This is a genomic window from Haliea sp. E17 (assembly GCF_048323675.1).
Lineage (GTDB): Bacteria > Pseudomonadota > Gammaproteobacteria > Pseudomonadales > Halieaceae > Mangrovimicrobium.
This window is the reverse complement of sequence record NZ_JBLWFK010000002.1, coordinates 345849-359169: the sequence shown is the minus strand read 5'-3', so window position 1 is coordinate 359169 and position 13321 is coordinate 345849. Positions and strand designations below refer to the sequence as shown.

The following is a 13321-nucleotide window of genomic DNA, read 5'->3' as shown; positions in this document are numbered from 1 at the left end:
TAAGCGATTACCTGCACTATGAAAGCAATCCACCGAAGCGTGTCATCGTTCTCGTGGTCAATGCCTTCACCGATTCACACCGAAAGGACTAGCTGATGATGACAATGGAAAGCTTGATCAAACGCGGCGCCCTTGGCATTGCCCTGCTGGCCGCGCCATTGGGTTCGATTGCTGCGGGGCAGGCCAACTCCGGCGTCGATGCCTGCCTGCTCGAGGCATTGAAGACCGCCAGCGAGGCAACCACGGTGGGGGAACTGCGCAAGAACTGCGAGATACAAGCCGGGCCCCCTGCCGGCAACATGGCCGAAAGACCGGTAAAACCGGCACTTGCGTACGAACAGAATGCCATCGAGGCACGCTTTGCGGAGGAGACTGGCATAGAGGAGCGCCCGTATGCGATCACTCCCTATCGCCCTAACTTCCTCATCTGGACCCACATGGACCAACCCAACCAGGCACCTTTCGAGGAAGTCACAGGGGTGGATGATCCGGTGCAGAACAACGAGATGGAGTTCCAGGTAAGCATAAAGGCGCCGGTGTGGCGCAACATGTTCGGCAGCAACATCGACACCTACCTGTCCTACACCACCCGCTCCTACTGGCAACTCTTCAACGACGATCTCTCCGCCCCCTTCCGTGAAACGAATTACGAACCGGAGGTCTACATTCGCAGTTATACAAGCTACGCGCTGGCGGGTGCACGTCTCGACGGTTGGTCACTGGGCTTCAATCACCAGTCCAACGGCCGCGGGGAGCCGACCTCGCGGAGCTGGAACCGGATCATGGGCAGCGCGGTGATCGGGGTGGGTAACGACCTGGGCTTCCTGCTGCGGGCGTGGTACCGGATTCCGGAAGACGAAGAGGACGACGACAATCCCGGTATGTACAAGTACCTCGGGTATGGGGACCTGCGCGCCGTCTGGGCACCGAACCGCAATACCTTCACCGCGATGATCCGGCCAGGCACCCGGGACACCGGCTACGAGCTGACCTGGAGCTACCCGATTAACCGGGTCTTCCGCGTTTATGCCCAGTACTACAACGGCCCCGGCGAGAGCCTGATCGACTACGACCAGGACATCGAGCGTATCGGCATCGGCGTCGCCCTGAACGACTATCTGCAGCGATTCTGATGGATGCCTGTTCGCAGGCGGCGACGGAGAAAATGCTCTCCTTCACCGGACGTTCCTCGCTCGCAGGAGAGGACTTCCTGGACATAGGTTGCGGCAGCGGCCTGCACTCCTATGCGGCGCTCCGCGCAGGCGCTCGAAAGATTCACAGCCTCGATTACGACCCCGACTCGGTGCGGGCGACGGACGCGCTCCATACACACGCGGCACGCCCGGACAACTGGACCTTCGAGCGGGGAGACATCCTCGACGACGCCTATGTCGAAGGACTGGGCAAATGGTCGTTCGTCTACTCGTGGGGGGTCCTGCATCACACCGGCGATATGTGGCGCGCGATCGAAAACGCACAGAAGACGGTTGCCGATGGAGGGCTGTTCTACCTGGCCCTCTACTCCGCCGATGCCGACTTTCAACCGTCAAAGGAGTTCTGGCTCGAGGTCAAGCAGGCGTACAACAACGCCGGCTCGTTGAAGAAGCTTTATATGGTGTACTGGTACATATGGCGCTTCGCCATGCAGCGCGACCTGAAACGCTTGCCGGCAGAGGTTAGACGCATTTTCAGCTACCGTTTCAAGCGCGGAATGAGCTACTTCGCCGACATCAGGGACTGGCTCGGCGGATGGCCCATGGAGTACGCCGGAGACCAGGAAACGGTCGACCTGCTCGAGAAAAAGCACGGCTTCCGGCTTGTAAACCTGAGTACCGGAGAAGCCAACTCGGAGTTTCTCTTCGAGCGCAGCGGGAGTCCCGAACTGATCACCTGTGTGAAAGCATTCGATCAGACGAAGGGGCGGATCACCTCGCCAGCCCCCCGGAATGTGGTCGCTTAGCGCAACTTTGCCCATCACCACGACGGGGTGCCTGACCTCCCCGGCCTGTGCCCGCCGCCTGACGCGTTCAAGACGGCGATTGGCTTGATCTTCCTCAATGCACTTGGGGCCCTCTCAGTGCGACACTGGCCCCTGCTTCCCGGCGACATCACAGATGCTTGCAGGGAACCGCAGGGACTGGCACTGGAGGGGCCATGAGTAGAGATCACGTCGAATTTGTCCAGGCCCAGGAACTTGCCTGGGAAGCGGACCCGGTGTTTCCCGGCCTGGAGCGGAAACTGCTCAGTGTGGACCACGACACCGGCGCGCGCACCCAGCTACAACGTTACCCGGAAGGCTACCAGCGCAGCGACCCACAGGGGCTCGCCTGCAACGAGGAGTTTTTTGTTCTCGAAGGGTGTTTCTACCTGAACCAGTTTGTCTATTCGCCGGGCTGTTACGGATTTTTCCCTGCGGGCTTCGAGCGCAGCAAATGCTACATGCCGGAAAACGCAGTGGTGCTGCGCTTTTTCGACCACGAACCGGCGCTCTACAGCAGCGACAAGGCGGGCGCCGATGCACGCGCACAGGGGCGGGAGGCGATTCCCTGCCTGGACACCTACCGCATGTCCTGGGATACCACCGTGCACGACGTCAGGCTGACGCACCTCGGCCTCGCCCGCAAGAACCTGCGGATCGACCCGGTGACCGGCCAGCGCACCTTCCTGTTCATGACCTCGCCGCAGTCACACCCAATCAATTTTCGCGGTTTACAGGAGTCCCACCCGACCCCCGAGGAGTCCTACCAGATCAGCGGTGATCTCAGCGGCCATCTGGGCACCATGCACGCCGGCGCCTACTTCTGGCGTCCACCGCACATTCCCCACGGCCCCTTCGGCACCCGCGGCGGCAGTGTGTCGCTGATCCGCTTCGTTGAGGGGGAACACGTCAATATCTGGACCGACGAGCAACACGCCTTCAACTACAACCCGCCCTACCAGCCCGTCCTCCCCGACTGGATGGAGCGCAAGGGCCGGTTTCGTCCGGCGCCAAACTACTGAGCACCGACGGTTCCGCTGCCGCTGATGGCCGATTCCGCCGCCCTGCTGGCCGAGGATGGGTTTCCCGATTTCCACCTTCGCCAGTAGGACATCAGCTTGCCTTATACCCCTGCGCTAAATGTCCAGTTGCATGCCCGCAGCCGTCTGGACAGAGTGGTTCGCGTCGACTATACCTTTCCTGCTGGGACAACTTCGAACCCTGCTGGCCGGTGTTCAAAAAATACCGGGCATTGCCCGGCTCGCCGCCACCATGATCGTTGCGCATTTGCTCGACGAAATCATAAAGAATGAGATCGAGGTGAACGCCCGGCTGGAATGGGCGTAGAACTTTGCGCGATCTACGCTGCCCTGATTTTTAGTGCGGTAACGCGAGCCGGCGTGTCCCGGCATCCGTGGAGATCGCTATGAAAATGATATCCCGCCCGGCAATAATATCCCGCCCTGACAGAGGCACCCCTCGCTCCCGGCCTGCAGCTTGCTCACGCATCGCGGCCCCCGCCTTTGTCCTCGCTACCCTGTTTGCCCTGTCGGCCTGCAAGATCGTCATTCACACCCCCGAATACGGCTACGTGGATTCGGTCTCGGGAGATTATCTCTGCGAGGCAGGGAACGAATGCACCATCGACGTGAGCGATACCAACTTCAGCGAAATCTTCATCGCCCATTCCATCGACGATGAACGTCAATTCTCCCACTGGCGGCACAAATACCCTGGCGAGACCGACATCTACCTGTGCGGGGCACGCAATCCGCAATGTTTGCTGGCTACCACCAGATTCGACCAGTTTGCCCTGCTGCTCGCGTTTCTCGACTCCGATAAGGAATTTGTCATTGAACCGGTCTTCGTGCGCGACATCAGTCGCGGTGGCGACGCCGTGTCCGAGTGCCTGATTCCCAGGTTTCCAAAGAATGCCGATGATTTTTCCGCCTGGAACAACAACTGCGATTTTCCCGCGCTCGTCAGTTGGGTCGACGAGGGTGAGTGTGCCTCCCGCTGCTCGGTCACGGTGCAGGCCCTCAAGCAGTCCACACACGTGACCCGCCTGACCGGGGAGGTCGTATGGGCGGTCTGCCCCGCCGACGACGGCCTGCCGAGAACCACCGGCGGCGGCGCCTGGAAGGGCCAGCGGGAATACACCTGCACCTCCGCGGAGGGGATCGAATTTAATGCCGAAGACCGCGAAGACCAGCCACCGGCGCCCACTGCCACGCTCAGCGAGATTCAGTCCAGGGTGTTCAACGTGTCCTGTGCCTTCTCCGGCTGCCACGGCAGCGGCGCCGGAGGCCTGAACCTGAAAGCGGGGCAGTCCTTTGCCAACCTGGTCAATATACCCAGTTCCCAGAACTCCTCCTTTATCCGGGTAATCCCGGGCGACGCCGATAACAGCTTGCTGGTCCGGAAAATCGAGGGCACGCAGCCCTTCGGGTTGCGTATGCCGCTTGGAGGGGGGCCACTCAGTAGCGCCAATATCCAGTTGATTCGCGACTGGATTGACGCGGGGGCCCTGGATAACTGACAAAAATAATCCAGGGGGGCCTCAGACCGTTATGCAAACCTCACCTGCACTGCGCTTTATCCACTGGTTCGGCGGCTTGGAGTTGGGTCGCGTTTTCGACATGTTCAGCGTTCGCTGGTTGTCGCTTTTCCCGATGACCTGGATATTCACCCAGGTTGGTGTCCAGTTCCAGTAGACCACTGCGACCAGGTGAATTTGTGGGTGCAGTGTGAGTACAGGAACGGCAAAAACCGTAAAAAACAAAAAAGGCTTAGAGACATAAATCTCTAAGCCTTTGTTTGTATGGCGCGCCTGGCACGATTCGAACGTGCGAACGCCTGGTTCGTAGTCAGGGTGACATTCCCTTAAATTCAATAGCTTACGGGTCCATTTTTTCGGAAAAACGCCTAGATCAGCCGTTATTTATCAATAACTTGCAGCATTTTTTCGGAAGGTGTTTGCGCCTAAACTGGGGCCAATACCTAACTTCACGGGTCAAGATTAGGCTGGGCTAGGGAGAAATTTGTACCTGATCTGCAAGGACACATAAGTCCGCTCTCACCTCATCGCAGTCATTAGCATCGTTCCACTGCCCTCTGAAAAAGAAAGGGAGGGTGAGCGAATGGGATCAAACAATCCTCAGATGAATAAATCAATTTGTCACGCCCGGTAACTGAGTGATCTAGACTTGAGAAACAAACGTAGTCATCGTTACCAGCATCCTTATATCGAGGTCAGGAAAAATGCGAACTTGCAGATTGGGGGTTAACGGGATATTCGTAACATGTTTGTTGGTATTTGCGGCGTCTTCCTACGCAGCGAAGCCTAACATTCTGGTGATCTGGGGCGACGACATCGGCTGGTCGAATCTCAGCGCGTACAACCACGCTGTCATGGGTTACTCGACTCCCAATATCGACAGAATCGCCGAAGAAGGCGTGATGTTCACCGACCACTACGCCCAACCGTCCTGTACCGCCGGGCGGGCGGCCTTTATCACCGGCCAGTACCCGATCCGCTCAGGCATGACCACGGTCGGGCAACCGGGCGACGCACTAGGCTTGAAGAAAGAGTCCCCTTCGCTGGCCGAGGTACTGAAGGCCGAGGGCTACCGCACCGGGCACTTCGGCAAGAACCACCTGGGCGACCGCAACGAGCACCTGCCCACCGTCCATGGTTTCGACGAATTCTTCGGTAACCTATACCACCTCAATACCCAGGAAGAAGCCGAACAGCGGGACTACCAGAACTTCGGCAAGGCCTACTCGGGCAGCCTTGAGGCATATGAGGAGAAGTTCGGCACCCGCGGCGTAATCCACTCTTTCGCCACCGACAGGAACGACACCACCAAGCACCCGCGCTTCGGGGTGGTGGGCCGGCAGACCATCACCGATACCGGCCCCCTGACCCAGGAGCGGATGAAAAACTTCGATGCCGGTGAAGTAATTCCCAAAGCTCTGGACTTCATGGAGAAGTCCCAGCAGTCGGGTGAGCCCTTCTTCGTATGGTTGAACACCAGCCGCATGCACCTCTACACCCGCGTCGAAGACGAGTGGCTGCGCAAGGTTGAGACCATTACCAGCGAGGCGGACTACCACGGTGCCGGCATGCTGCAGCACGACCACGACCTGGGCATTGTGCTGGACTGGCTCGACAAGAACGGTCTCGCCGCAAATACCATCGTGGTGTACTCGACTGACAACGGCCCCGAGCACTCTTCCTGGCCACACGGCGCGACGACCCCGTTCCGCGGCGAAAAGATGACAACCTATGAAGGTGGAGTGCGGGTTCCGATGATGGCGCGCTGGCCTGGCAAGATTCCCGCCGGCAGCAAGCTCAACGGTATTCAGGGTCACCAGGACCTGTTCACTACTCTGGCTGCAGCAGCGGGCGTACCGGACGTCGCCGAGCGCATGATGAAAGAGAAAAAACAGTACATCGATGGCGTCAACAACCTCGACTACTGGATGGGCAAGGCGGATGCGTCCAGCCGCAACCATATTTTCCACTACTACGAGAGCAGGCTGACCGCCGTGCGCATGGGCCCGTGGAAATTCCATTTCTCCACCAAGGAAAACTACTACGCCAACGTGGTCCCGCGCACAGTACCGCTGGTGTTCAATATCCGTATGGACCCATATGAAAGCTACGACAGCCCCGACTCCTACGGCCACCTGATGCAGAAAGTCTCCTGGCTGATCCAGCCTATGGGCGAATTGATGGGCGCCCACCTCAAGTCTCTGGCGGAGTACCCGCCGGTGCAGGGTGGCAAGTCTTTCGATATGTCGAATGTCGTTGATGAGTTCATCAACAAATCCATGCAGTAGGGAGGACTGGCGCGCGATAGGAGGCTCTTTTGGTTGGCTTAAGGCCTGGCACAGTTGAAAGAACCTTCTATCAGAGCAGGATTATCGATTCTGCATAAACGACCACTATCAGGTGGAAGCGGTCTCTCTAGTCCAAGAGCCTTTTCAAACGATTTTCTTGATGTGCAATAGCTTCAACGACAAATGAATACCCATTAACCGGTTGAGGGTACTGACCAACTTTGGATGGGATGGTATTGTCAATCGGGTAGACATGGGTGCCCGTCCCCCGTTTATGGGGTAGAGCCGAGCCGTAGAGCCTTGAGCCATGGATTTTCGGAAATTTTTACGGAATCACCCGCCACTTATGAGCGGAGGTTTTGTAAGGAAACCAGAAAGGTCATACAAACCGGGAGAATAGATGGCGCGCCTGGCACGATTCGAACGTGCGACCGCCTGGTTCGTAGCCAGGTACTCTATCCAGCTGAGCTACAGGCGCGTTGTTGAGGTCGCGTACTATAGGGATGAAGCCTTTTTGAGTCAAGGGCTTAGCAGTGAAAATTTACCAATTACACAGGCAGCCCCAGCTTGTCGCGGGCTTCGCGGGCCAGTTCCTCGCGAAACGCCGGATGGGCGATGTTGATCAGGTCGCGGGCGCGCTCGGTGAGGGAGCGTCCGCGCAGTTCTGCGACCCCGTATTCGGTCACCACGTAGTCGACCTGGGCGCGGGTTGTCACCACCCCGGCGCCCTCGGCCAGTATCGGCACCAGGCGCGAGTAGCGGCCGCCCGAGGCGGTACTGGGCAGTGCGATAATCGACTTGCCGCGTTCGGAGAACGTGGCGCCAAGGACGAAGTCCACCTGCCCGCCCACCCCGGAATAGATCTTGTGGCCCAGTGAGTCGGCGCAGACCTGGCCGGTCAGGTCGATCTGGATGGCGCTGTTGATGGAGGTGACCTGGGGGTTCTTGGCGATTACCACCGGGTTGTTGACGAATTCGATGTCCAGGAACACCACTTCCGGGTTGTCGTCGACGAAGCGGTAGAGCCGCTCGCTACCCATGACGAAACCGGTCACAGTCCTGCCCCGGCTGATTTTCTTGCGCGCGTTGGTGATGACCCCGGTCTCGATCAGTTCCAGCACCCCGTCGGAGAACATCTCCGTGTGGATACCGAGGTCGCGGCGATCCTTCAGGAATCCCAGGGTCGCGTCGGGGATGCTGCCGATGCCCATCTGCAGGCAGGCACCGTCCTCGATCAAACCGGCTACCTTTTCGCCGATCTGCCGCTCCACATCGCCAATGACGCGCTGCTCGGGGCAAATCAGCGGCGCCGCGTGCTCGAAGGCGAAGTCGATGTCGCGGACGTGCAGGAAGCTCTCGCCATGGGTGCGCGGCATATTGGGGTTGATGTGCGCGATGATGCGCCCCGCCACCTCGCAGGCGGCGCGGGTGACTTCCACGGAGATACCCAGCGAGCAGTTGCCGTGACGGTCCGGCGGTGAAACCTGGACCAGCGCGGTATCCACGCGTTGCTCGTGGCTGCGCAGCAGCTTGGGGATTTCCGACAGGAAGATCGGCACGTAGTCCGCCCTGCCCTGGTTGATCAGGCCCCGGGTGGTCTTGCCGGCGAAAAAGCAGCGATTGCGCAGGCGTCCGTCCAGTTCGGGCACCGCCACTGCGTCGGCGTGCTCCAGGTGCAATTGCATCAGGGTCAGGTCGTGCAGGCCGGCCGACTGCACATGGCTGGCGAGGGCTTCGAGCAGGACGGTGGGCGTGGCGGCCATCGAATGGCACCACAGGGTCTCACCACTGCCGACCGGTGCGACCGCGGCCAGGGCGGAATCCGTATAGCGAATCATTGTCCCCCCGGGACTGCTGCCTAGTTGATATACCCGGGGCGAGAGTTGACGTACAGGCGGATCGGCCAGTTACCTTCCCCGATGGTGATGACCAGGCCGTAGTTGTCCGCATCGTAGTCGCGCACCCACTTGTACTTGATGTCCAGCGGCTCCGGCGCATCGGGTTTCGAGGGCTTCTGGCCCACGACGATCACCTCCTCGATGTTATCCGGATTGGCGACTGCGCTCTTCGGCACGGCCAGGGTCACCGTACTCGTTCCCTCGACCTCGCCCGGCTGGATATCCCGGAGTTGCACGCCCATGCTGCTTTCTCGCTCGCCCTTGACCAGGTCGATCCAGTCACTGGACAGTGAGGTGCCCTCCTGGGCAAGCACTCCTAGTGAACCTGCAAACAGCAGCGGGACCAGCGTTTTGCTCAGGCATTTCACAGTCAATTTACTCCCATGCAACCCCGAAACTCACTTCGGGACGATTGATTAATGCGATATCGCAAACCTGCGGGAAGTATAGAGCCTGCGCTGTGCCGGGGACAGTCAGGTAGTGGAATCCGGCGCTTCGAGGGGCGGCAGGTTGCGCCGCTGGCGCATCCAGTTGAGGGCCTTCATGACGCCCCGGCGCCGGGCCACGGCCCGCTCCAGATGATATTTCCCGGGAAAGTTCATCAACAGCACGCCGAGCAACATGGTCAGCAGTCCCTGCCCCGGCGTAAACAGCATCAGCAGGCCGAGCAGCAGGAGCGCCAGGCCCAGGATGTTTTTCAGCAGGCCGAGAAGCAGGCTGGAAATGCCCCGCTGGTGGTACAGGGCCTGGCGCTCCTGCGTCGTGAAATAGTCCACGGGCAGGCGACCGATGACCCAGGGGACGGCCACGATCGCGCCGACCAGGGTAAGCACGGATAACAGCGTAACCCAGAGCACGATGTCCGGGATATGCTGTTCCAGCCAGGACATCAGCGTTTGACGGCAAACGCCTGCTGTGCCAGCGCCACCTTTTCCGCCAGGTCGTCAGTGGACTCGGCAATGCGGTTGGCGGTGACCAGCCGGTGGCGCAGGCCCGCCTGGTTGGCCACCTGGATCGACAGGCCGGGCCGCGCGTTGAGCTCCAGCAAGGTAGCGCCGAACTGCCGGTCGAGGACGATATCCGCGCCGATATAGTCCATCCCGGTCATTTCCACGCAGCGCGATGCAAGGTGCAGGATGTCATCCCACAACGGGATCTGCAGGGCCTCGAAGGACGCCCCGGTGTCCGGGTGATGGTCGCAGAGGCTGCCGTGCTGTACGGCGCTGACCGCACTACCGGTGGCGATATCGAGGCCGACGCCGACCGCGCCCTGGTGCAGGTTGGCCTTGCCATCGGAGGCGTGGGTGGCGCAGCGCATCATGGCCATTACCGGCACGCCCTTGAGGACGATGACGCGAATATCCGGGACGCCCTCGAAGCTGTAATTGGCGAGGTAGGGATCGAAGTCGATCAGCGCCTCCACCATGGCCTTGTCGTTGCGCCCGCCGAGGCTGTGCAGCCCCGCCAGGACATTGGAGACATGCCGGCGCACGTAGGATTCATCCACCACCGCACCGCTGGACTTGACGTAATTCGGCCCGTCGCGACCGGTAATCACCAGGATGCCCTTGCCGCCACTGCCCTGGGTCGGTTTGATGACAAAGCCATCGAGGGGCTCCAGGCGGCGCACCAGGTCGCGTACCTCGTACTGGTACTCGACGACGCCGTAGAGTTCCGGCGTATGGATGCCCTGCTCCTGGGCCGCCTGCTTGGTTTTCAGCTTGTCGTCCACCAGCGGGAAATTGCGCCGCGGGTTGAATTTGCCGATCAGGCCGATATTGCGCTCGTTCATGCCGAGGATGCCGTTGCGCCGCAGCATCGACGGCGAGGCAAACAGTTTCACTTCGGCTCACCCAGCGCGCGGAAGCGGTACAGCTCACTGAGCCGGTAACCGGTATATTTCCCCAGCAACAGGATCACGCCGAGCAGGCTCAGCATCAGTTCCGGGAAATTGAAAGTAAGGTGCGCCACCAGGGTATTGGACATGGCGAGATACGCCAGGACCGCCACCAACAGGCTGCCGCCACCCTGTACGAGGACTTCGTGGGGGCCCTCTTCTTCCCACAGCACCGACATCCGCTCGATAGTCCAGGAGAGAATGATGGTGGGGAAGAAGGTCACCGTGAGCACCTTGTCGAAGCCCAGCTTGTAACTGGCGATGGCCAGCGCCGCCATCAGGAAAATCACCACGATGACCACCGCGGAGATCCGCGATACCAGCAGCAGGTTCATGTGGCTGAGCCAGGAGCGGATCCACAGGCCAAAACTCACCAGGACGATGAACATGGCCAGGCCCACCCACAGGGTGGTCTGCATGAACGCCAGGGCGATCAGGATCGGCATGAAGGTACCGGAGGTCTTCAGGCCCACCAGCAGGCGCACAATCACCACCACCAGCGCCGCCACCGGGATCAGCAGCAGGCCCTTGAACACACCCTGCTGTTCCACCGGCAGTGAATAGATGGAGAAGTCCAGCAGCGCATACTTCCTGACCCGCTCGTCCATCACCGCAACGGTTTTCGCCGGCAGGCTGTTGCTGACCAGGGCAAATTCCAGGCGCGAATCCTGGGCGCCGATCACGTTGAGGATCTCCCCGTCACTGCGCTCCCAGACGAAGAAATTGTCGGGCAGCCCGCGCTGGGCGGTCTCGGGGTCGAACACCAGCCACTCCATCCCGTTGTAGACCTCCACCAGCCAGGACAGGGTCTGGCGGCGGCGGCCGTCCTCGAGGCGGATACCGCGCAGGGCGCGGGCGGGAATCTCGGCCCGCGCCAGCGCGGCCAGCAGGACCGGGGAGGTTTCGTCTTCCCAGGTGCTCAGCAGGAACTCGGCGTCGGGGTCCTGGACACTGCCGTTCAGCGCCTGGATCAACAGGGCGGTAAAGGTGCGCGGGCCGGTGGAGCGCTCGCGCAGGCTGGCAATCATGCGGTCCATGGCCGTCTGCTGGTCCTTTTCCAGCATGACCTTATCGATCGACGGGATCGTTTGTTCCGCGAGTTCGCGGGGGTTGGGCCGGAACACCTGGGATTTGTAGTACAACGTGGTCGCTTCCAGTAATTCCTGCCGCGTCCACACAGCCCAGCGCTCGCCCTGCCGTTCGGTGATCGAGAAACCGAAGCCGGACGAGGCAAAGTGCTCATCCAGCACCTGCCAGCCGCCCATCGGCTCGGGCAATTTCAGTTCGATCTCCACCGGCCCGTGGTCCGGCATCGGGCGAAAGCTGATTTTCGACTCGATGGTCCACACCTGGCGGGATTCGCCGGGCAGGAGCGGAAAGCCCATGGTGAATACCTTGTAGAGCATCAGGCCGACGCCGGTGAGGATCAGGATACCGGCAATCAGTTCGATACGAAGGCGGGTTGAGAGCATGTGTGCGTTCTCAGGGTGAAGGAAGTTCCGGGTCCGGCTGGGTGTGGTGCCGGCTGACATCGACTATTGCCGAATCCAGCAGGAAATTGCGCCCCAGCAACAGGCGGTCGCCGTCGCCGGCGTGGTCGCTCAGGCAGACATTGATGCGCGAGCGCATCTCGCCGAGTGACAACCACATACGGACGACATGGCACTGCATGGTTTCACCGCCGGCGAGATGCAGGGTATCGCGCCGCCGCAGGGGCATCTCCTGGGACTGCCGGCTGTCGTCGCCGCCGACCAGGTCGAAGCGTACGTAGCGCTTGCCCTCCTTCTCGACCAGCTTCAGGTCCTCGACCTGGAGCACCGTGGTTTCCATGCCGGTGTCGATGCGCGCCTCGACCAGCAGGCCGGCGGGTTCCACCAGGACGTTCTCGATGGCGCCGATAATCGGCAGGTGTAACTTGCCGGCAGTGGTCGCCATGGGCGGCAGCGGTGCCGGCACCTCCACGATGCGCTCGACCACCTCGGTGGAACAGACCTCGGGTTCCGGGGGTTCGACACACACCGGGCAAAGTACTTCCGGAACCGGACAGGTGGCGGCACCCTCGACCGGCGCTTCGGTGGTCAGGGTGGTACAGGCGCTGACGGCCAGCAGGCTCAGGCCAATCAGGGGGTAGCGGGCAATTTTCATGGCTGCAGGGTAATGAATCGACCGGGCAAAGTATATATGCAGGCTAATCGACCAGTGTAAGTGATCCGCTTCAAACTTTCTGGATATTTCTCGGTCTTTTGGTGGACCGGTATGCACAATCGGGCCTACTGTGGCTGCAAAGTCTACAACAAATGGGGATTATCCGATGCGCTATCCCAGGATCACTCTTATCGCCCTGGCAACGCTACTGGCCCTGCCACTGGCCTCCCACGCCGGCGTGTTTATCTGTGTCGACCCCCAGACCGGGAAAAAGACCTTTACCGACAAGGCCTGCCCGGACGCAGCTCCCGGCGAGAAAGTCCGCGTCGACCCGGTCAATTTCAATCGCGGCGCAACAGCCCGACAGACCGGCACCTGGAACAGCGACCGCGACACCAGCAAGGACGGCAGCGACTACGCCTCCGCCAACCAGCGCCGCCTGCAATCCGCCAAGTCCACCGGCTACCTGCCGCAACAGAATTGAGCTGCCAGCGCCGGGTATAACACCGCGGCAGTGCCCGGGCGGGCAAAGGGGACCTTTTCTGCGCTAGACTGTCC

The 13321-nt window shown here is 60.5% G+C and carries 13 protein-coding genes and 1 tRNA gene; 7 read left to right on the top strand and 7 right to left on the bottom strand.

All coding sequences use genetic code 11. The features are described 5' to 3' along the window. Positions 1-95 precede the first annotated feature (95 nt). The 6 genes from ACNKU3_RS04760 (at position 96) to ACNKU3_RS04735 (ending at position 6823) form a co-directional block, all read left to right on the top strand. Positions 96-1133, top strand: a complete 1038-nt coding sequence (locus ACNKU3_RS04760; protein ID WP_418258271.1) for a phospholipase A — start codon at positions 96-98, stop codon at positions 1131-1133. Next, complete coding sequence (locus tag ACNKU3_RS04755; protein ID WP_418258270.1) at positions 1133-1960, top strand: class I SAM-dependent methyltransferase; 828 nt, start codon at positions 1133-1135, stop codon at positions 1958-1960. Before ACNKU3_RS04760 ends, ACNKU3_RS04755 begins: the two co-directional genes overlap by 1 nt. A gap of 194 nt (positions 1961-2154) precedes the next feature. Continuing rightward, on the top strand, positions 2155-3000 hold the full coding sequence (locus ACNKU3_RS04750) for a cupin domain-containing protein (RefSeq protein ID WP_418258269.1): 846 nt from the start codon (positions 2155-2157) through the stop codon (positions 2998-3000). Between the two features lie 130 nt (positions 3001-3130). Continuing rightward, positions 3131-3325 carry a hypothetical protein gene (locus ACNKU3_RS04745; protein WP_418258268.1) on the top strand — a complete coding sequence of 65 codons (195 nt, stop codon included), beginning with the start codon at positions 3131-3133 and terminating at the stop codon, positions 3323-3325. Between the two features lie 79 nt (positions 3326-3404). Continuing rightward, on the top strand, positions 3405-4517 hold the full coding sequence (locus ACNKU3_RS04740; protein WP_418258267.1) for a hypothetical protein: 1113 nt from the start codon (positions 3405-3407) through the stop codon (positions 4515-4517). Positions 4518-5284: 767 nt separating this feature from the next. Continuing rightward, on the top strand, positions 5285-6823 hold the full coding sequence (locus ACNKU3_RS04735) for an arylsulfatase (protein ID WP_418258266.1): 1539 nt from the start codon (positions 5285-5287) through the stop codon (positions 6821-6823). 401 nt (positions 6824-7224) lie between these two features. On the opposite strand, the gene ACNKU3_RS04730 is transcribed toward ACNKU3_RS04735, so the two are convergent. From ACNKU3_RS04730 to ACNKU3_RS04700, 7 genes are all read right to left on the bottom strand, one after another. After that, positions 7225-7301 (bottom strand) — tRNA-Arg (locus tag ACNKU3_RS04730). Between the two features lie 70 nt (positions 7302-7371). Then, positions 7372-8661 (bottom strand): acetyl-CoA hydrolase/transferase family protein, encoded by a 1290-nt coding sequence (locus tag ACNKU3_RS04725; RefSeq protein ID WP_418258265.1) that lies wholly within the window; start codon positions 8659-8661, stop codon positions 7372-7374. A 20-nt stretch (positions 8662-8681) separates the two neighbouring features. Further along, complete coding sequence (locus ACNKU3_RS04720; RefSeq protein ID WP_418258264.1) at positions 8682-9035, bottom strand: hypothetical protein; 354 nt, start codon at positions 9033-9035, stop codon at positions 8682-8684. Between the two features lie 159 nt (positions 9036-9194). Beyond that, on the bottom strand, positions 9195-9611 hold the full coding sequence (locus ACNKU3_RS04715) for a PGPGW domain-containing protein (RefSeq protein WP_418258263.1): 417 nt from the start codon (positions 9609-9611) through the stop codon (positions 9195-9197). Further along, positions 9611-10564: an alpha-L-glutamate ligase-like protein gene (locus ACNKU3_RS04710; protein WP_418258262.1), complete on the bottom strand. Its 954-nt coding sequence runs from the start codon at positions 10562-10564 to the stop codon at positions 9611-9613. The genes ACNKU3_RS04715 and ACNKU3_RS04710 overlap by 1 nt, the downstream gene beginning before the upstream one ends. Next, positions 10561-12090 carry an inactive transglutaminase family protein gene (locus ACNKU3_RS04705; protein WP_418258261.1) on the bottom strand — a complete coding sequence of 510 codons (1530 nt, stop codon included), beginning with the start codon at positions 12088-12090 and terminating at the stop codon, positions 10561-10563. Before ACNKU3_RS04705 ends, ACNKU3_RS04710 begins: the two co-directional genes overlap by 4 nt. A 10-nt stretch (positions 12091-12100) precedes the next feature. Beyond that, on the bottom strand, positions 12101-12763 hold the full coding sequence (locus ACNKU3_RS04700) for a RimK/LysX family protein (protein WP_418258260.1): 663 nt from the start codon (positions 12761-12763) through the stop codon (positions 12101-12103). Positions 12764-12929: 166 nt separating this feature from the next. Between ACNKU3_RS04700 and ACNKU3_RS04695 the strand changes: the two genes are divergently transcribed. Then, positions 12930-13247, top strand: a complete 318-nt coding sequence (locus ACNKU3_RS04695; RefSeq protein ID WP_418258259.1) for a DUF4124 domain-containing protein — start codon at positions 12930-12932, stop codon at positions 13245-13247. The last annotated feature ends 74 nt before the right edge of the window (positions 13248-13321 follow it).